The sequence below is a fragment of the Galenea microaerophila genome (assembly GCF_054657255.1).
In genome coordinates, this window is record NZ_BAAHWZ010000002.1 from 72,046 (window position 1) to 92,276 (window position 20,231).

The 20,231-nt window shown below is 43.4% G+C and carries 22 protein-coding genes; all 22 read right to left on the bottom strand.

What is annotated here, in order from left to right; translation table 11 throughout:
• Positions 1–9: 9 nt before the first annotated feature.
• Positions 10–405: a 30S ribosomal protein S8 gene (gene rpsH / locus ACYQ05_RS05650; protein ID WP_459819171.1), complete on the bottom strand. Its 396-nt coding sequence runs from the start codon at positions 403–405 to the stop codon at positions 10–12.
• Positions 406–416: 11 nt separating this feature from the next.
• A complete protein-coding gene (gene rpsN / locus ACYQ05_RS05655) occupies positions 417–722 on the bottom strand; it encodes a 30S ribosomal protein S14 (RefSeq protein ID WP_459819174.1) in 306 nt (101 codons plus the stop codon).
• Positions 723–732: 10 nt separating this feature from the next.
• Positions 733–1,272 carry a 50S ribosomal protein L5 gene (rplE, locus tag ACYQ05_RS05660; protein WP_459819176.1) on the bottom strand — a complete coding sequence of 180 codons (540 nt, stop codon included), beginning with the start codon at positions 1,270–1,272 and terminating at the stop codon, positions 733–735.
• Between the two features lie 12 nt (positions 1,273–1,284).
• Positions 1,285–1,599, bottom strand: coding sequence for a 50S ribosomal protein L24 (gene rplX, locus ACYQ05_RS05665; RefSeq protein WP_459819178.1), 315 nt, complete (start codon positions 1,597–1,599; stop codon positions 1,285–1,287).
• 9 nt (positions 1,600–1,608) lie between these two features.
• Positions 1,609–1,977: a 50S ribosomal protein L14 gene (gene rplN, locus ACYQ05_RS05670; protein ID WP_459819179.1), complete on the bottom strand. Its 369-nt coding sequence runs from the start codon at positions 1,975–1,977 to the stop codon at positions 1,609–1,611.
• A 142-nt stretch (positions 1,978–2,119) separates the two neighbouring features.
• A complete protein-coding gene (gene rpsQ / locus ACYQ05_RS05675; RefSeq protein WP_459819181.1) occupies positions 2,120–2,383 on the bottom strand; it encodes a 30S ribosomal protein S17 in 264 nt (87 codons plus the stop codon).
• 2 nt (positions 2,384–2,385) lie between these two features.
• Positions 2,386–2,577, bottom strand: a complete 192-nt coding sequence (rpmC, locus tag ACYQ05_RS05680; protein WP_459819183.1) for a 50S ribosomal protein L29 — start codon at positions 2,575–2,577, stop codon at positions 2,386–2,388.
• Between the two features lies 1 nt (position 2,578).
• Positions 2,579–2,992 carry a 50S ribosomal protein L16 gene (gene rplP, locus ACYQ05_RS05685; RefSeq protein ID WP_459819185.1) on the bottom strand — a complete coding sequence of 138 codons (414 nt, stop codon included), beginning with the start codon at positions 2,990–2,992 and terminating at the stop codon, positions 2,579–2,581.
• A gap of 14 nt (positions 2,993–3,006) precedes the next feature.
• Positions 3,007–3,693 carry a 30S ribosomal protein S3 gene (rpsC, locus tag ACYQ05_RS05690; RefSeq protein WP_459819186.1) on the bottom strand — a complete coding sequence of 229 codons (687 nt, stop codon included), beginning with the start codon at positions 3,691–3,693 and terminating at the stop codon, positions 3,007–3,009.
• Between the two features lie 11 nt (positions 3,694–3,704).
• Positions 3,705–4,037: a 50S ribosomal protein L22 gene (gene rplV, locus ACYQ05_RS05695; protein WP_459819188.1), complete on the bottom strand. Its 333-nt coding sequence runs from the start codon at positions 4,035–4,037 to the stop codon at positions 3,705–3,707.
• Positions 4,038–4,049: 12 nt separating this feature from the next.
• Positions 4,050–4,325, bottom strand: coding sequence for a 30S ribosomal protein S19 (gene rpsS, locus ACYQ05_RS05700; protein ID WP_459819190.1), 276 nt, complete (start codon positions 4,323–4,325; stop codon positions 4,050–4,052).
• Positions 4,326–4,337: 12 nt separating this feature from the next.
• Positions 4,338–5,168, bottom strand: a complete 831-nt coding sequence (gene rplB, locus ACYQ05_RS05705) for a 50S ribosomal protein L2 (RefSeq protein WP_459819192.1) — start codon at positions 5,166–5,168, stop codon at positions 4,338–4,340.
• 10 nt (positions 5,169–5,178) lie between these two features.
• A complete protein-coding gene (gene rplW / locus ACYQ05_RS05710) occupies positions 5,179–5,472 on the bottom strand; it encodes a 50S ribosomal protein L23 (RefSeq protein ID WP_459819194.1) in 294 nt (97 codons plus the stop codon).
• Positions 5,469–6,089 carry a 50S ribosomal protein L4 gene (rplD, locus tag ACYQ05_RS05715; RefSeq protein ID WP_459819196.1) on the bottom strand — a complete coding sequence of 207 codons (621 nt, stop codon included), beginning with the start codon at positions 6,087–6,089 and terminating at the stop codon, positions 5,469–5,471. Before rplD ends, rplW begins: the two co-directional genes overlap by 4 nt.
• A gap of 10 nt (positions 6,090–6,099) precedes the next feature.
• The gene (rplC, locus tag ACYQ05_RS05720) at positions 6,100–6,735 is read right to left on the bottom strand and encodes a 50S ribosomal protein L3 (protein ID WP_459819198.1); all 636 of its coding nucleotides are present in this window, start codon (positions 6,733–6,735) and stop codon (positions 6,100–6,102) included.
• Positions 6,736–6,798: 63 nt separating this feature from the next.
• The gene (gene rpsJ, locus ACYQ05_RS05725; RefSeq protein ID WP_459820074.1) at positions 6,799–7,110 is read right to left on the bottom strand and encodes a 30S ribosomal protein S10; all 312 of its coding nucleotides are present in this window, start codon (positions 7,108–7,110) and stop codon (positions 6,799–6,801) included.
• 140 nt (positions 7,111–7,250) lie between these two features.
• On the bottom strand, positions 7,251–8,441 hold the full coding sequence (gene tuf / locus ACYQ05_RS05730) for an elongation factor Tu (protein WP_459819200.1): 1,191 nt from the start codon (positions 8,439–8,441) through the stop codon (positions 7,251–7,253).
• A gap of 99 nt (positions 8,442–8,540) precedes the next feature.
• Complete coding sequence (gene fusA / locus ACYQ05_RS05735; protein WP_459819201.1) at positions 8,541–10,643, bottom strand: elongation factor G; 2,103 nt, start codon at positions 10,641–10,643, stop codon at positions 8,541–8,543.
• Positions 10,644–10,706: 63 nt separating this feature from the next.
• Positions 10,707–11,180, bottom strand: coding sequence for a 30S ribosomal protein S7 (gene rpsG / locus ACYQ05_RS05740; protein ID WP_459819203.1), 474 nt, complete (start codon positions 11,178–11,180; stop codon positions 10,707–10,709).
• 68 nt (positions 11,181–11,248) lie between these two features.
• The gene (gene rpsL / locus ACYQ05_RS05745) at positions 11,249–11,623 is read right to left on the bottom strand and encodes a 30S ribosomal protein S12 (protein WP_459819204.1); all 375 of its coding nucleotides are present in this window, start codon (positions 11,621–11,623) and stop codon (positions 11,249–11,251) included.
• 216 nt (positions 11,624–11,839) lie between these two features.
• Positions 11,840–16,081 carry a DNA-directed RNA polymerase subunit beta' gene (gene rpoC, locus ACYQ05_RS05750; RefSeq protein WP_459819206.1) on the bottom strand — a complete coding sequence of 1,414 codons (4,242 nt, stop codon included), beginning with the start codon at positions 16,079–16,081 and terminating at the stop codon, positions 11,840–11,842.
• The gene (rpoB, locus tag ACYQ05_RS05755; RefSeq protein WP_459819208.1) at positions 16,081–20,139 is read right to left on the bottom strand and encodes a DNA-directed RNA polymerase subunit beta; all 4,059 of its coding nucleotides are present in this window, start codon (positions 20,137–20,139) and stop codon (positions 16,081–16,083) included. Before rpoB ends, rpoC begins: the two co-directional genes overlap by 1 nt.
• Positions 20,140–20,231 lie beyond the last annotated feature (92 nt).

The window sequence follows — 20,231 nt, forward strand, 5'->3', positions numbered from 1 at the left end:
TAATCTCCTTTAAGCAACATAGCAAATGACTTCACCACCAATGCCTGCATCACGTGCAGCTCGGTCAGTCATAATGCCTTTTGATGTTGATACAACAGCGATCCCAAGACCACCGATAACTTTTGGAAGCTCATCTTTATTTTTATATACGCGCAATCCTGGACGGCTCACGCGCTTAATCATTTCGATAACAGGCTTCCCTTGGAAATATTTCAGTTCCATATTTAACTCAGGCTTACCATTATTTTCTTCAATCTTATATGAAGAGATATAGCCTTCATCAGCCAAAACTTTTGCGATAGCAGTTTTTAATTTAGAGGCAGGCACCTTAACATTACTGTGCTCAGCCATCTGCGCGTTACGAACGCGTGTTAACATATCTGCTATTGGGTCAGACATACTCATAATCTTAATCCTTACCAACTTGCTTTTCTTAAACCAGGAACATCACCTTGCATCGCTAATTGGCGAAGCATATTTCGGGATAGACCAAATTTTCTATAGACTGCATGCGGACGACCTGTAATACGGCAGCGACGCTGACGACGAACAGGACACGCATTTCTAGGAAGCTTATTCAATTTTTCCATTGCTTCCATACGCTCCTCAATACTTAAAGAAGGGTCAACAGATGCCTTCTTAAGTGCTAAGCGTTTAGCCGCATACTTTTCGACCATTTTGGCACGCTTCACTTCACGCGCGATCATTGATTTCTTAGCCACAATAAACCTCTTATTTTTTAAATGGGAAGTTAAAGCTTTCTAAAAGCGCTTTAGCTTCATCATTAGTCTGTGCTGTGGTCGTGAAGTTAATATCCATACCACGAACCTTGTCGACTTTTTCAAAATCGATTTCTGGAAAGATAATTTGCTCTTTAAGGCCCATGTTGTAGTTACCTCGACCATCAAATGCATTTGCACTCACACCACGAAAATCTCTCACTCGAGGGAGTGCAATATTGATTAGACGGTCTAAGAACTCATACATTCTCTCACCGCGTAAGGTGACTTTACAACCAATAGGATACCCTTCACGAACTTTAAAACTTGCCACTGATTTACGAGCAATTGTCTTAATTGGCTTTTGCCCAGCGATCAATGCTAAATCTGACATTGCATTATCCAATGTCTTCTTGTCTCCTAAAGCCTCACCAACACCCATGTTAATAGTAATTTTAGTTAACTTGGGCGCTTGCATAGGAGATTTATAACCAAATTTCTCAATCAATTGAGGTACGATTTGGTCTTTATACAACTCTTTTAATCTTGCCATTTTAATTCCCTATCAAGCGCTAACTGGCTTACCAGACTTACGAAAAACGCGCACTTTTTTGCCATCCACTTCTTTAAAGCTCACTTTTTCAGCTTTTTTGGTTTCAGGATTTAACAGTGCAACATTTGATGCATCAATGGGCATTTCCTTCTCAACAATACCACCCGCTTCTCCAGTCATTGGATTGGCTTTAACGTGTTTTTTTGCGAGATTAATGCCATCGACAACCACTTTACCATTCTTTAAAACTTTTGCGATAGTGCCTTGCTTGCCTTTATCTTTACCGGCAATGACAACCACCAAATCACCTTTAATTAAACGATTCATTTTCAATCCTTATAAAACTTCTGGTGCAAGTGAAACGATTTTCATAAACTTTTCGTTCCGAAGCTCACGGGTGACAGGACCAAAAACACGTGTACCAATTGGCTCTAATTTAGAATTCAAGATAACAGCAGCGTTATCATCAAACTTAATTTTTGAACCATCAGCACGACGAACGCCTTGTGCAGTTCTTACAACAACTGCATTCATCACATCACCTTTTTTAACTTTTCCGCGAGGATTCGCTTCTTTAACAGAAACCTTAATCACATCCCCGACACTGGCATAACGACGCTTTGAGCCGCCAAGCACTTTGATACACTGAACTCTACGCGCGCCACTGTTATCAGCCACATTGAGTACGGTTTGCATTTGAATCATGGTGGGACTCCATCCATACAATATTTTTTAAAAAAGCGGATTATACACGAAAACCGCTAATATAACTAGTCCCAATTTCAAATTGGCTTGGTTATAAAAGCGGTAACAATTAATTTTATTTAATTGTTAACTCATTTAAAGCTTACAGAGCAGCCTTAGTATCCACACTGACTAAAGACCAAGCTTTGTTTTTTGATAACGGATTAACTTCTTTAATGGTGACTGTATCACCAATATTGCAAGAATTGTCCGCATCATGTGCCATGATCTTAGTAGATTTACGAATAAACTTCTTGTACTTCGGGTGTTTAACAAAACGTTCAACAGAAACAACAATAGATTTATCCATTTTGTTACTGACAACAACACCTTGTAAGGTACGAGATTTCTTTTCTTGTTCAGACATTCTTATTTACCTCCCTTCATATTAATGAAGGTTTTAATGCGTGCAATTGAACGTCGGACAGTCTTAATACGTGCAGTATTCTTCAGCTGACCTGTAGAATGCTGCATTCTCAAGTTGAACTGTTCCTTTAGCAGTTCAACCAAAGTTTGTTCCAATTCTGGAAGGGTTTTTTCTTGTAAAGATTCTGCAGACATTTTACATCACCGTTCTTTTAACAATTTTGGTTTTAAATGGAAGTTTGGCTGCTGCCAATTCAAATGCTTCATGAGCAATCGACTCTTCTACGCCTTGAATTTCATAAAGCACGCGGCCAGGTTGAATTTGAGCAACCCAATATTCAACACTCCCTTTACCTTTACCCATACGAACTTCCAAAGGCTTTTTGGTAATGGGTTTATCAGGGAAAACACGGATCCAAATTTTGGCACCACGTTTTACATGTCGTGTCATCACACGACGACCAGCTTCGATTTGACGAGAGGTCATACGCCCTCTCTCTAAGGCTTTAAGACCGTAATCACCGAAGCTAACCTTATTACCAACGTTTGCCAATCCTCGGTTGCGTCCTTTCTGAACTTTTCTGAATTTGGTACGCTTAGGCATTAACATAATCAGCTATCCTCTTATTTACGGCCTTTTTTGCCTTTTTTATTCGAATCATTATCATTAGTTAATGATAATTTACCCAGTTTTTCACCTTTAAAGATCCAAACTTTAATACCAATAATGCCGTAAGTGGTTTTCGCCTCGAAAGTTGCATAATCAATATCTGCACGGAAAGTATGTAAAGGCACACGACCTTCGCGATACCATTCAGCACGGGCAATTTCAGCGCCATTTAAACGGCCTGAAACATTGATCTTAATCCCTTCAGCCCCTAAACGCATTGCATTACCAACTGCGCGCTTCATTGCGCGACGGAATTGAATACGTTTTTCTAGCTGTTGAGCAATACTTTCTGCAACCAACTTCGCATCCAGCTCAGGCTTCTTGATCTCTTCAATATTGATGGTAACCGGCATGCCAGTCTTCTTAATTAAAGACTGCTTAAGTTTTTCAATATCCTCACCTTTCTTACCAATAACAACACCAGGGCGTGCAGTATGAATGGTGACACGAATACCATTAGCTACCCGCTCAATATTGATCTTACTGACCGATGCATGGCTAAGTTTTTCATTTAATTCTTTACGAATTTCAAAGTCACTGATAAGGAAGTCAGAATAGTCATGACTATCTGCATACCAGCGAGCATTCCAATCTTTGGTAATTCCAAGACGAATTCCAATAGGATGTACTTTTTGACCCATTCTGGCTCTCCTTATTCGTCACCAACGGTGACAGTGATATGACTTGTACGCTTAAGAATACGTGTACCACGGCCTTTCGCACGCGCACGCATTCTTTTCATAGTTGGTCCTTCATTAACATAAGCGGCAGTGACTTTCAATTCATCAATATCTGCACCTTCATTATTTTCAGCATTTGCAATCGCTGAATTCAGGACTTTTTTCATTAAGTCGGCCGCTTTCTTATTAGTGAACTCTAGAATGTTCACCGCTGACTCTACATCTTTACCTCTAATCATATCTGCAACAAGACGAGCTTTTTGCGGAGAGATACGGGCAAATTTATGTGTCGCACTGACTTGCATAATCGTTACCTCTTACTTCTTAGCTTTCTTATCTGCAGCATGACCACGGAATGTGCGTGTCATGGAGAATTCTCCAAGCTTATGCCCAACCATGTTTTCAGAAATGAAAACGGGCACGTGCTCTCTACCGTTATGTACTGCGATGGTTAATCCAATCATTTCAGGTAAGATCATCGATCTTCTTGACCAGGTTTTGATTGGACGCTTATTACCAGATTCTTGTGCCTCGACCACTTTTTTCCATAAGTGGTGATCTACAAAAGGTCCTTTTTTAACTGAACGTGGCATCAGTGTCCTTCCTTATTTCTTATGACGACGACGGACAATCATATTGTCTGTACGTTTATTTTTACGAGTTTTCTTACCTTTAGTTGGTACGCCCCAAGGGGTTACAGGGTTACGACCGCCAGAGGTACGACCTTCACCACCACCATGTGGGTGATCAACTGGGTTCATCGCCACACCACGCACGGTAGGACGAACGCCTCTCCAGCGCTTAGCGCCTGCTTTACCTAATTTACGTAGGTTATGCTCTGAGTTCCCAACTTCACCAATGGTGGCTCGGCAATTTGCATGAATTTTGCGCATTTCACCAGAACGTAAGCGTAAAAGAACATACCCACCTTCCTTACCGGCAATCTGTGCAGAGGTGCCTGCGCTACGTGCAATTTGAGCGCCTTTACCTGGACGCATCTCAATCGCATGCACAACAGTCCCCACTGGAATATTACGCAAGGGCATCGCATTACCTGCTTTAATCGCAACCGATTCACCGGATTCGATAGTATCCCCTTGCTTCACATTTTTAGGCGCAAGAATATAAGCTCTTTCACCATCAGCATATTTTAATAATAAAATGTGTGCTGAACGATTTGGATCATATTCTAAGCGCTCTACAACTGCAGGCACACCATCTTTAGTCCGTTTAAAATCAATCATGCGATAATGCTGTTTATGACCACCACCTTGATGACGAACCGTGATGCGACCATTGTTATTTCGACCGCCCTTTTTGCTTTTCTTTGCAAGCAACGGGGCATAAGGTTTACCTTTATACAGGTCAGGCTCAACAACACTGACAACAAAGCGACGACCTGGTGAGGTAGGTTTTGATTTTTTAATAATAGCCATCTATATTCTCCTATTCCCCAACAAAGTCAATTTCTTGACCTGGCATCAGGCGTACAATGGCCTTACGCGTATCATTACGCTTACCTGCACGGCCTTTAAACATCTTTGTCTTTCCTTTAAGATTAATCATATTGACTGATTTCACCTTAACATCAAACAAAGACTCAACTGCAGCCTTTACTTCTGGCTTAGTCGCATCTGCGGCAACTTTAAACACATATTGATCTGCAGCATCTGCCATCAAAGCGGATTTTTCAGACACATGTGGTGCCAACAAAACTTTTAACAATCTTTCTTGATTCATGCCAAAGCCTCCTCAAGTTGCTTCACTGCACCCTGAGTCATCACAATCGTCTCATAGCCAACTAGACTCACAGGATCGATTGACTTAACATCACAGACATCGGCAGCATATAAATTACGTGAAGAAAGATAAAGATTCTCATCAAATGCTTCTGTCACAACCAAAGCATCCTTAAGACTCATTTGATCTAACTTTTCTTTAAACAATTTAGTCTTGGGTGCATCGACTTTAAAATCATCTACCACCACTAAACGACCCTTGCGATTCAATTCAGACAGAATTGATCTGATCGCTGCGCGGTACATTTTACGATTCACTTTTTGTGAATAATCGCGATTGTGTCCAGGGAAGGCACGACCACCACCTACCCAAATTGGGCTGCGGATTGTCCCAGCACGTGCACGACCTGTTCCTTTTTGACGCCATGGCTTCGCGCCACCGCCGCTCACTTCAGAACGATTTTTCTGTGCTTTAGTCCCTGCTCGACTTCCAGCCAAATAAGCATTGACAACCTGATGAACCAAAGGTTCATTAAACTCAACACCGAAAACTGAATCGGCAACAGACAGCGTTTGTCCCGCTTCTGTACCATCTGATTTCATTAATTTTAGATCCATAGTGCTCACCTTACTTAACCGCCTTAGTAACCATTACAACACTTTCTTTAGCACCAGGGACGGCACCTTTAATCAGGAGAAGTCCTTTTTCTGGATCAACTTTAACCAAGTCTAAATTGAGCGTGGTTTGACGAACATTCCCCATATGACCTGCCATCTTTTTACCTTTAAAAACACGGCCAGGGGTTTGGTTTTGTCCTATTGAACCAGGTGCTCTGTGCGATACAGAGTTACCATGGGAAAAATCTTGTGTTGCAAAGTTGTGTCGTTTTACAGCACCGGCAAATCCTTTACCTTTGGTGGTACCTGTCACATCCACTTTTTCAACACCGTCTAAAACTTCTACAGAAACTTCAGCTCCCACTTCGTAGTTTGCCAATTCATCTGCTGAAACTCTAAACTCCCATAAACCTTCGCCAGCTTCGACACCCGCTTTTGCAAAGTGGCCCGCTGAAGGTTTATTGACACGGCCAGCGTGAACAGAACCTGCTGTGACTTGTACCGCTGAATACCCATCATTCTCCTCAGTTTTTAACTGAGTAATGCGATTTGCATCAACTTTCACAACAGTAACTGGAATCGAAACACCGTCTTCAGTAAAGACACGAGTCATTCCGACTTTCTTTCCAATGATTCCAATACTCATCTTTTACCTCATTATTATTAAATTTAGCCATTACGATTGACAGCTAAACAATCAAATTTAGAATTAACGCAATTCTAACTGAACATCCACACCTGCAGCCAAGTCTAACTTCATCAACGCATCAACAGTTTTGTCTGTTGGATCAATGATATCTAACAAACGCTTATGAGTTCGAATTTCATATTGATCACGCGCGTCTTTATTAACATGCGGAGAAATCAAAACAGTGTAGCGTTCTTTACGAGTTGGCACAGGAATAGGTCCACGCACTTGCGCACCTGTTCTCTTTGCTGTTTCCGTAATTTCTTTTGCTGACTGATCGATCAATCGATGATCAAACGCCTTCAAACGAATACGAATATTTTGAGTTGCCATAGACAAATTCTCGCTTTTTTAGAAAAAGAAAAGCAGCGCTGAATGAGCGCTGCTACATTTAGACGACGGATTATAAATAAAATCAATTGAAATTACAAGACTTTATTTACATCCATCTTAGACACCTTAAATAAGGTTTCTTATTCAATGATAGAAGAGACCACACCGGCACCTACAGTACGACCACCTTCACGAATCGCGAAGCGTAGACCTTCGTCCATAGCGATTGGGTTGATCAATTCAACTGTCATCTGAACGTTGTCACCTGGCATAACCATTTCAACACCTTCTGGTAGTTGACACTCGCCTGTAACGTCTGTGGTACGGAAGTAGAATTGTGGACGGTAGCCGTTGAAGAATGGGGTGTGACGTCCACCTTCATCTTTTGACAATACGTACACTTCTGCTTCAAACTTGGTGTGTGGGTTAATGGTACCTGGGTGTGCCAATACTTGTCCACGTTCGATGTCTTCACGCTTGGTTCCACGTAATAGGATACCTACGTTGTCCCCTGCTTCACCTTGATCAAGCAGCTTACGGAACATTTCTACACCGGTCACAGTGGTTTTTTGTGTTGGGCGAATACCTACGATTTCGATTTCTTCACCAACTTTGATCACACCTGTTTCAATACGACCTGTTGCAACAGTTCCACGTCCTTGGATTGAGAAGATGTCTTCTACAGGCATTAGGAATGGCTTGTCTGTGTCACGCTCTGGTGTTGGGATGTATTCGTCCATCGCTGCCACTAGACGGCCAATTGAAGGTTCACCAATTTCTGATTGATCGCCTTCGATCGCTTTAAGGGCTGAACCGATAATCACAGGAGTATCGTCACCTGGGAATTCGTATTGGTCTAGAAGTTCACGTACTTCCATTTCTACCAATTCGATCAATTCTTCGTCGTCAACCATGTCGGCTTTGTTTAGGTAAACAACAATGTAAGGTACACCTACTTGACGAGATAGAAGGATGTGTTCACGAGTCTGTGGCATTGGGCCATCTGCTGCTGAACAAACAAGAATCGCGCCGTCCATTTGTGCTGCACCTGTGATCATGTTTTTAACATAGTCGGCGTGACCTGGGCAGTCTACGTGTGCGTAGTGACGTGTTTCTGATTCGTATTCTACGTGTGCAGTTGAAATTGTGATCCCACGCTCTCTTTCTTCTGGCGCATTATCGATGGCTGAGTAGTCTTTCACTTCTCCGCCAAATTTCTTTCCTTGCACAATGGTGAGTGCCGCTGTTAGGGTGGTCTTTCCATGGTCAACGTGGCCAATCGTTCCTACGTTTACATGGGGTTTCGTTCTTTCAAACTTTTCCTTTGCCATTTTAGTTTCCTTCTATTCAATATTAATCACAAAATTAAACACAAAAGCCGCTATAAGACATGACTGCCTTATAACGACATTTAAAACTTCAGTTAAAAATTACTCACCTTTTTTAGAGGCTGCAATAATTTCTTCCTGGATATTGGTCGGTGCTTCACTATATTTCTCAAAGACCATACTATAACTTGCACGCCCTTGAGTCAATGAACGCAACTGGGTCGCATATCCAAACATTTCAGAAAGCGGCACTTCAGCCTTAATTTTCTTACCAGTTGGGATATCATCCATACTTTGGACCAAACCACGACGGCGATTCAGGTCACCCATCACATCACCCATATATTCTTCAGGGGTGGTGACTTCTACAGCCATAATTGGCTCTAGAATGGCAGGGTTTGCATTTTGAACACCGTTTTTAACGGCCATACCTGCCGCCACTCTAAATGCGGTTTCATTCGAGTCAACATCATGGTATGAACCGTCGAAAAGGGTTGCCTTAACATCAACAATTGGGTAACCAGCGATAACACCGTTCTCCAATTGATCCTGAATCCCTTTCTCCACTGCTGGAATGTATTCACGAGGAACAACCCCACCCACGATGGCGTTTTCGAATTCAAATCCAGATCCTGCAGGAAGTGGTTCAAACTTAACCACCACATGTCCATATTGACCACGACCACCAGACTGACGGACAAACTTCCCTTCAGCTTCAACCGGTTGACGAATGGCTTCACGGTAAGAGACTTGAGGTGCACCGACATTGGCTTCAACCCCAAATTCACGTTTCATACGATCGACGATGATATCTAGGTGAAGTTCACCCATACCTGAAATAATGGTTTGACCTGTTTCCTCATCTGTTTTGACGCGGAAAGAAGGATCTTCTGCAGCCAATTTCTGCAAAGCAATCCCCATTTTTTCTTGGTCAGCTTTTGTTTTCGGTTCAATCGCAATAGAGATAACCGGCTCAGGGAACTCCATACGCTCAAGAACGATCTTATTGTCAAGATCACATAGCGTATCCCCAGTCGTCACATCTTTAAGACCGACGGCACAAGCGATATCCCCAGCATACACTTCTTTGATCTCTTCACGAGAATTAGAGTGCATCTGTAAGAGACGACCGACACGTTCACGCTTCTGTTTTACAGAGTTGTAAACTGGACTTCCTGCCTCTAAATGACCTGAGTAAACACGGAAGAAAGTCAGTGTACCCACATAAGGGTCTGTCATAATCTTAAAGGCAAGCGCGGCAAAAGGCTCATTATCATCAGCATGACGAACCGCTTTGGTGCCATCTTCAAGTTCACCTTCAATCGGTGGAATATCGACTGGAGACGGCATATAGTCAATGACCGCATCCAATAAGGCTTGAACCCCTTTATTCTTAAAGGCTGAACCACAGAACATAGGGACGATTTCATTGTTAATACAACGCTGACGAATACCCGCTTTAATTTCTTCTTCTGAAAGCTCTTCACCTTCAAGATACTTATCCATCAGCTCTTCATTGGCTTCTGAAGCTGCTTCAACAAGTAACTCACGGTACTCATTTGCTTGGTCAACATACGCTTCTGGGATATCTTTATAGAAATATTGCATTCCCATATTTTCATCTTCCCAGTAAACAGCTTGCATCTTAACCAGATCAATGACCCCTTCAAAATTTTCTTCTGCACCAATGGGCAATTGCATGACAACAGGGTTTGCGCCTAAACGGGTATTTACCTGCTCAACCACATTAAAGAAGTTAGCGCCCGCACGGTCCATTTTGTTCACAAAGCCCATACGAGGAACTTCATATTTATCCGCTTGTCGCCAAACGGTTTCAGACTGAGGTTCTACCCCACCTACAGAACAGAAGGCGGTCACCGCACCATCAAGCACACGCAAAGAACGTTCTACCTCAATGGTAAAGTCAACGTGACCCGGAGTATCGATAATATTGATACGGTGTTCTGGATACTGTCTTGCCATGCCGCTCCAGAAACAAGTTGTCGCAGCAGAAGTAATGGTAATCCCACGCTCCTGTTCCTGCTCCATCCAGTCCATTGTTGCCGCACCATCATGCACCTCACCAATTTTATGTGAGACACCTGTATAGTACAGAATACGCTCGGTGGTAGTTGTTTTCCCCGCATCAATATGCGCCATGATACCGATGTTACGATATCTTTCAATTGGAGTCGTACGTGCCACTTTTATTAACCTTTATTAAACTGCTTAAATAAATAAAGGCCCTTAGAAAAGAGCCTTTTAATTTTACCAACGAAAATGAGAGAAAGCCTTGTTGGCTTCTGCCATCCTGTGAGTATCTTCTTTCTTTTTGATCGCTGCGCCGCGATTTTCCAAGGCATCAGACAGTTCACCTGCTAGGCGAAGCATCATCCCCTTTTCATTGCGTTTACGAGCAGCTTCTACCAACCAACGCATGGCTAATGCCATTTTACGTGCTGGTCGCACCTCAACAGGAACCTGATAGGTTGCCCCACCTACACGGCGAGATTTTACTTCAACAACAGGCCCAACATTATCAAGGGCTTCTTTCAAAAGCGCAGCGTGATCGCCACCCTTTTTACGTTCTACAACAACATCTAATGCACCATAAACGATTTTTTCAGCCACTGACTTTTTACCGCTGACCATTAACATGTTGATAAATTTTGTGATAACAACATCACCAAACTTAGGATCAGGTAACACCTGTCTCTTTGGTATTTCTCTTCTTCTTGCCATTCTGACTCTTCCGGTTTAAAAGCAAAATAAAATTGCTAAACGTATGTCAAACAGCTAATAATTATTTATTAACTCTTTGGACGCTTAGCACCGTACTTAGAACGACCTTGTCTACGATCTTTCACACCTGCGCAATCTAATGCACCACGAACTGTATGATAACGCACACCAGGCAAATCTTTTACACGACCGCCACGAATAAGGACAACACTATGTTCTTGAAGGTTATGACCTTCCCCACCAATGTATGAAGTCACTTCATAACCATTTGTGAGACGTACACGTGCAACTTTACGTAGGGCCGAGTTAGGCTTTTTAGGGGTAGTGGTATAAACACGCGTACAAACACCACGACGCTGAGGGCACGCCTCGAGCGCAGGGACGTTAGACTTTTTAGGCTTGTCTTTACGCGGCTTACGCACCAACTGGTTGATAGTAGCCATTAATTTCTTACTCCATTATGAGATTTATTCACTCAATAACCCAAAAAATAAACGGCAGACCTATGGCCTGCCAAATAAGGTTAAAGAATTTTAGTTACCTAACTTCAATAAGTCAAGTAATAACTTATTGAATTTTAAATTTATAGACCATCTCGTACAAATGTACGAAAGTATCTTCAGGCAGGACTGGGGATTTTAATCTCCTGGCCCACCTTTTTACTCTTCAATGCTTTCAGCATTTCCTTCACTGAAGAAAGCTTGGGCATCTATCTCTGCTAAATCCTCTTGCTCATCATCAGAGGTCGCTTGCTCAGAATCGACAAAAGCTTTCAATTCAGCATCCATCTTTTCCTGTGCTTTTTTACGCGCTTGATGATAAGCAAACCCGGTTCCTGCAGGTATGAGTCGGCCGACGATCACATTCTCTTTGAGTCCTACCAATTGATCACGCTTACCACTAACGGCTGCTTCTGTCAGCACACGTGTCGTTTCTTGGAAGGAAGCTGCAGAGATAAAGGACTCTGTCGCCAACGAGGCTTTGGTAATCCCCAGTAAAACACGTTCATAGGACGCTTCTTGCTTACCTTCTTCCCGCATTTTAGCATTCAACTCAAGAACACGCGCATACTCAATTTGCTCACCTTTAATCAAGCCGGTATCGCCTGGTTCTTTAATTAATACCTTACGCAGCATTTGGCGAACGATGGTTTCAATATGCTTGTCATTGATTTTTACCCCTTGAAGGCGGTAAACCTCTTGCACTTCATCGACAATGTATTCGGTCAATTTTGCCACACCGAGTAAACGCAGAATATCATGAGGATTTGGATTACCATCTACCACAATATCCCCTTTCTCCACACGTTCACCTTCGAATACTGTCATATTCCGCCACTTAGGAATCAAGGCTTCATATTGTTCACCATTATCCTGAGTGATGACTAAACGCTGTTTACCTTTGGTTTCTTTCCCGAAACTCACCACACCAGAGACTTCAGCCATAATAGCTGGCTCTTTTGGTACGCGCGCTTCAAACAGATCCGCCACTCGAGGAAGACCCCCAGTAATATCTTTGGTTTTTGAAGATTCCAATGGCATTTTTGCAATGATATCTCCAGGACCCACTTTATCGCCTTCTTGCACGACAACAATCGCATGCTCGGGCAAAAAGTAAATGGCAGGGGTTTGCGTCCCTGGGAAGCAAACACTCTCACCATTTTCATCAACTAATTGAATATAAGGCCGCGCCTCTTTATTCATCGAATTACGATCTTTGGCACTTTTGACAATATAGGTCGCTAAGCCTGTCAATTCATCCACATGCTCTTCAACATTGTCTTCAAAGTTACCAAAGACCACCCGGCCTTCTGCTTCTGTGATCACTGGGTGTGTATGCGCATCCCACTTGGCAATAATCTGACCAGATTCGACGGTATCCCCATCATCAACAGTAATGATGGAACCATAAGTCACTTTATAACGTTCTTTCTCACGCCCATTTTCATCTGAAATGGAAATTTCACCTGAACGTGAAATAAGAATGTTATTGCCTTCTGAGTTCTTAACGGTTTTCAAGTTAATGAACTTAACGGTACCACCATGCTTCACTTCAATTTGGCTTTGTGCCGCTGAAGCTGAAGCCGTCCCCCCAATATGGAAGGTCCGCATCGTTAACTGAGTTCCAGGTTCACCAATGGACTGTGCAGCCATGACACCGACAGCCTCACCCAAATTGACGCGCTGTCCACGAGCCAGATCACGGCCATAACACTGCTGACAGACCCCAAACTTGGTTTCACAAGTGATTGCAGAGCGAACTTTTACCGAATCAATCCCATGGCGATCAATTTCTTTCACAGCGGCTTCATCCAACAAAGTGCCTGCTGGATAAATGACTTCACCGTTAGATGCAACCACATCCTCACTGAGAACACGGCCCAAGATACGATCTTTCAACTCTTCAACCACATCTCCACCTTCAATCAAGGCAGAAATCGTAATCCCTTCTGAGGTTCCACAATCATGCTCTGTCACCACGACATCTTGTGCTACATCAACTAAACGACGCGTTAGATATCCAGAGTTTGCGGTTTTCAGTGCCGTATCCGCCAGACCTTTACGTGCTCCGTGCGTTGAGATGAAGTACTGCAGTACATTCAAACCTTCACGGAAGTTCGCGGTAATCGGCGTCTCAATGATCGAACCATCAGGTTTGGCCATCAAACCACGCATCCCACCTAACTGACGCATCTGCGCCACAGATCCTCGAGCCCCTGAATCGGCCATCATAAAGATGGAATTAAATGAGAGCTGCTTCACCTCATTACCCTCTTTATCGATTACCGTTTCATATTGCAATTCATCCATCATCGCTTGGGTGACGAGTTCGTTCGCATGGGACCAAATATCAATGACCTTATTGTAGCGCTCACCTTCAGTCACCAAGCCTTGTGCATATTGGTGCTGAATTTTTGCCACCTGTTCTTCTGCACGCTTGATGATTTCCTCTTTTTCTTTTGGAATCAACATATCATCCGAACAGAAAGAGAGCCCGCCTAAAGTTGACCATTTGAAACCAGCATACATGAGCTGATCCGCAAACACGACCGTCTCTTTTGGTCCCAAAATCCGGTAACACGCATTTAATACCTTACTGATATTCTTTTTAGTCAAGTGCGTATTGAGCAAATCAAAACTTAAGCCCTGAGGCAAAATACGTTTTAAAATGGCACGACCGACGGTAGTATCTACAATTCGACTATTCGCGTGCTCTTTACCGGCTTCATCCCGAGTGACCTCATTAATACGCAATTTAATGCGTGCATGAATGTCCACCTCTTTTGCATCGAGTGCGCGCTCAACTTCTTGCCAGTTAGAGAAGACTCGATCTTCACCTTTAGCATTGATGCGTTCTCTTGTGATGTAATAGAGACCAAGTACCACATCCTGTGAAGGCACAATAATCGGATCCCCATTCGCAGGCGACAATAGGTTATTGGTCGACATCATTAAGGTGCGCGCTTCTGCCTGTGCTTCTAATGAGAGCGGGACATGCACCGCCATCTGGTCCCCATCAAAGTCAGCATTAAAGGCTGAACAGACCAGTGGGTGCAAGTTGATTGCCTTACCTTCAATCAGTACCGGTTCAAAAGCTTGAATCCCGAGACGGTGAAGGGTTGGCGCACGGTTTAGCAACACTGGATGTTCCCGGATGACTTCATCGAGTACATCCCAAACTTCCGGCAAATTTTGCTCAACCATCTTTTTGGCGGCTTTAATCGTCGCCGCTAAGCCACGTTTCTGTAGTTTACTAAAAATAAAAGGCTTAAACAGTTCAAGCGCCATTTTCTTCGGCAAGCCACACTGGTGTAAACGCAAGTTCGGCCCGACCACAATCACGGAACGACCAGAGTAGTCTACACGCTTACCGAGTAAGTTTTGACGGAAACGCCCTTGTTTCCCTTTAATCATATCAGCCAGGGACTTTAACTGGCGCTTATTAGAGCCGGTCACCGCACGACCGCGACGGCCATTATCCAACAGAGAATCCACAGATTCTTGTAGCATCCGCTTCTCGTTGCGCACAATAATATCTGGCGCCATAAGATCTAACAGACGTTTTAGACGGTTATTACGGTTAATCACACGACGATAAAGATCGTTCAAATCTGAGGTTGCAAACCGACCCCCATCTAAAGGCACCAAAGGACGCAATTCTGGGGGTAAAACAGGTAGAACATCCAAAATCATCCATTCAGGCTTATTGCCAGACTGCAAGAAAGCATCAATCAACTTCAAGCGTTTAGTGATTTTCTTCTGCTTGGTTTCAGAGTTGGTCGCTTCCATCTCTTCACGCAAACGATCCGCTTCTGCTTGCAGGTCGATCGATTGCAACATTTTTTTGATGGCCTCAGCCCCCATTTGCGCTTCAAACTCATCGCCATACTCATCCAGTGCATTCAGATATTCTTCTTCTGAAAGCAACTGCCAAGGCTCAAGTGGCGTTAAGCCAGGATCCACGACCATAAAGGCTTCAAAATAGAGGACCGCCTCAATTTCTTTTAAAGTCATATCCAGCATTAAGCCAATACGAGAGGGAAGAGACTTTAAGAACCAGATATGGCTCACAGGGGTCGCCAAATCAATATGACCCATGCGCTCACGACGCACCTTAGCCTGAGTCACTTCTACACCGCATTTTTCACAAATCACACCGCGGTGCTTTAAGCGCTTATATTTTCCACATAAACACTCATAATCCCGGATGGGGCCAAAAATTTTGGCACAGAAAAGTCCATCACGCTCTGGCTTAAACGTACGATAATTAATTGTCTCGGGTTTTTTAACTTCGCCATATGACCAAGAACGAATCTTTTCGGGTGAAGCAAGGGAGACTTTAATCTCATCAAAATCTGTTGAGACATTCTGTTTTTTCAAAAAACCAAGTAAATCTTTCATTAGTCTTGCTCCAACTCAATATCAATACCAAGTGCACGGATCTCTTTCCGTAACACACTAAAGGACTCAGGCATGCCTGGCTCCATATATTCATTGCCATCTACAATGTTTTTATACATGCGGGTCCGTCCAGTTAAATCATCCGACTTCACTGTCAGCATCTCTTGTAGCGTAAAGGCCGCACCATAAGCTTCCAGTGCCCAAACCTCCATCTCACCAAAACGCTGACCACCAAATTGTGCCTTACCACCCAAGGGTTGTTGGGTGACCAAGCTATAAGGCCCAGTGGAGCGCGCATGCATCTTATCATCCACCAAGTGATTCAGTTTCAGGTAGTGCATATAACCCACTGTGACTGGACGATCAAAGGCTTCACCCGTAATCCCATCATAAAGGGTCATTTGTCCACTTTCAGGCTGATCGGCTAAACGCAACAACGCCTTGATCTGTTCTTCTGAACAACCATCAAATACGGGCGATGCGACTGGGACCCCTTTGCGAAGGTTTTTAGCTAGCTCGATAATCTCTTCATCGGTCCATTGGCTAAAGTCTACGCCTTGACCTTGCGTTTCATTGTAAATTTTGTCTAGGAAGGCTCGAATATTTTTGACCTCTTCTTGCGCTTCCAGCATCTGGTTAATCTTTTCACCCAGACCCCATGCTGCTAAACCTAGGTGAACCTCCAAGATCTGCCCCACATTCATCCGTGATGGAACCCCCAGAGGGTTTAGACAGATATCCACAGGACGACCGGTTTCATCATAAGGCATGTCTTCGATCGGACAGATGCGAGAAATCACCCCTTTATTTCCGTGGCGACCCGCCATCTTATCTCCAGGTTGAATGCGACGTTTGACTGCCACATAGACTTTCACCATTTTAGAAACACCCGGCTGAAGCTCATCCCCTTGCGTCAATTTCTTACGCTTCTCTTCATAAGCTTTATCCAGCTCCTTACGTTTAGTCTTAAGATAAGCTTGCAGCGACTCTAACTGCTTAGCGAGCTCATCCTCAACCACGTTCAGCTCAAAAATTTGCTCATCATTCAGCTGATTAAGCATGGCCTGATCAATAATTGTGCCATCGACCAACTCCTTGCCTTCAACCATCTGCTTAGCACGGGCAATGGTATCTTCTAGCAGGATGTTATATTGCTCGTCAAAATCCTTTTTCACCTTCTTCAATTCAGCTTCCTGAATTTCAAGCGCTCGTGCATCCTTCTTCACCCCTTCTCGGGTAAAGACTTGTACATCTATAACGGTCCCTTCGATCCCTTTCTGTACACGCAAAGAGGTATCCTTCACATCCGAAGCCTTTTCACCAAAGATGGCACGCAGCAGCTTCTCTTCTGGCGTCAACTGGGTTTCACCTTTTGGTGTCACCTTTCCAACCAAAATATCGCCTTGCTTCACTTCCGCTCCGACATAGACAATACCACGCTCATCTAAGCGAGAAAGCGCCGCTTCACCGACATTAGGAATATCCGCCGTAATCTCTTCTGGCCCCAATTTGGTATCACGCGCCATACAGGTCAACTCTTCAATGTGAATGGTGGTGTATCGATCTTCTTGCACCACACGCTCAGAAATCAAAATCGAATCCTCAAAGTTATACCCATTCCATGGCATAAAGGCGATACGCATATTCTGACCGAGCGCCAACTCACCTAGATCTGTAGAAGGACCATCTGCCAACACATCTCCACGTACAACCTTTTCTCCCACTTGTACAATCGGTTTTTGGTTAATACAAGTGTTTTGGTTAGAACGCTGGAATTTAACTAGGTTATAGATATCAACACCTGATTCTCCATCTTGAATCTCATCTGTATTGACACGCACCACAATACGAGAAGCGTCTGAGGAGATGACCTCTCCTCCGCGTTTTGCCACAACGGTTACGCCAGAGTCAATAGCAACGGTCTTTTCAATCCCGGTACCAACCAAAGGTTTTTCTGCACGCAAGGTTGGAACAGCCTGACGCTGCATGTTTGAACCCATCAAGGCACGGTTAGCATCATCATGCTCTAGGAAAGGAATTAAGGACGCCGCAACCGAAACAATCTGTTTAGGCGACACATCCATATAATTCACATCCTTAGAAGAGGCTAAGGTAAATTCATTTTTATAGCGCGCTGAAACGAGCTCATCTACAATCTCATTGTTCTCATTTAGCTTAATATTGGCCTGAGCAATGACATACTTTTCTTCATCAATGGCAGAAACATACTCAATTTCATCTGTCACTCGACCATTGACCACCTTACGATAAGGCGTTTCTAAGAAACCGTATTCATTGGTACGCGCATAAATGGCCAAGGTATTAATCAAACCGATATTTGGCCCTTCAGGGGTTTCAATTGGACAAACTCGACCATAATGCGTTGGATGCACATCTCGCACTTCAAATCCAGCACGTTCACGCGTCAACCCGCCTGGCCCCAATGCAGAGACACGACGTTTGTGCGTCACTTCTGAAAGCGGATTCACCTGATCCATAAATTGAGAAAGTTGGCTGGAACCAAAGAACTCTTTAATGGCGGCAGAAACGGGCTTGGCATTGATTAAATCTTGCGGCATCAAGCCTTCACTTTCGGCGTGATTCAAGCGCTCTTTAACTGCTCTTTCAACACGTACCAATCCAACGCGGAAGGCATTTTCCGCCATTTCTCCTACAGCACGAATGCGACGATTACCCAATGTATCAATATCATCCACTGAGCTGTTACCATTACGAATGTTGATCAACTCACGCACAACATTAATAATGTCTTCTTTTTCAAGCACTAATGAGCCTTCATTGGATTCACGCCCTAATCGACGATTTAACTTCATCCGGCCAACTTTGGAGAGATCGTAACGTGACTCATCAAAGAATAAGCTATTAAAAAGCGCTTCAGAGGACTCAGGCGTAGGTGGCTCACCGGGTCTCATCATTCGATAAATTTCGATTTGTGCCTCGAGCTGTGATGAAGTGGTATCTAAATTAATGGTATCGGTAATGTAAGGACCATTATTATTTTCATCAATATACAAAACTTCTAGATCAACTTTTCCAAGCTCCATGATACGTTCGATGACTTCAGTCGTAATCACAGAGTTAGCCGCGGCAATCAATTCACCTGACTCTTTGTCCACCAGTCCTGAGACCAATACTTTGCCTAATAGAAATTCTGCAGGCACTTCTAAGGCCTTTAGATTTGCTTCCTTAAGTTGCTTAATGGTACGCGCGGTGATCTTCTTACCGGCTTTAACCAGTGTTTTGCCGTCGACGACAACATCAACAGGCGCAGTTTGGCCTTTAAGCTGCTCTATATCAACCTCTAAGAACACCTTCCCTTTCTTAACTGTCAGCTTCATGGTGTCATAGAACATACGAAGAATTTCTTCGTTGTTATAGCCCATGGCACGAAGAAGAACAGAGACTGGGAGTTTACGACGACGATCAATTCGCGCGTAAACACAATCATTATGATCAAACTCGAAATCTAACCAAGAGCCACGGTAAGGAATAATACGCGCATTAAACAGCACCTTACCTGAGCTGTGGGATTTCCCTTTATCGCTATCAAAAATGACCCCTGGAGAACGGTGAAGCTGGGTGACAATGACACGCTCGGTTCCATTGATGACAAAAGTCCCATTATCGGTCATCAAGGGCATATCACCCAAATATACTTCTTGTTCTTTAATATCCTTAACGGGACGATTCCCTGCAGGTGCATCCTTATCATAAATCACCAAACGCATTTTAACGCGTAGAGGCGCTGCATAAGTCACACCACGTTGTTTACACTCTTTAACATCAAATTCAGACTGGCCGAGTTGATAGCTGACATACTCTAAATCAGCCGTACCCGCGACTCCTTTAATCGGAAATACCGACTTAAAGGCTGCATGTAATCCCACATTCTCCCGCTCTACCGGTTTTTTATCTTTTTGCAGGAACTCATGAAATGAACCTTTTTGCAAAGAGAGTAGATAGGGGACTTCTAAGATGGAGGGGTTAGTTGAAAAATCTTTACGGATTCGTTTCTTTTCAATTAAAGAATAAGCCATTGATTGCCTCGACATTCATATGTTATTAAGTCTTGCGACTGGGACAGTACCTAAAACTTTGATAACCAAAATTATCTGATTGATCACACTTT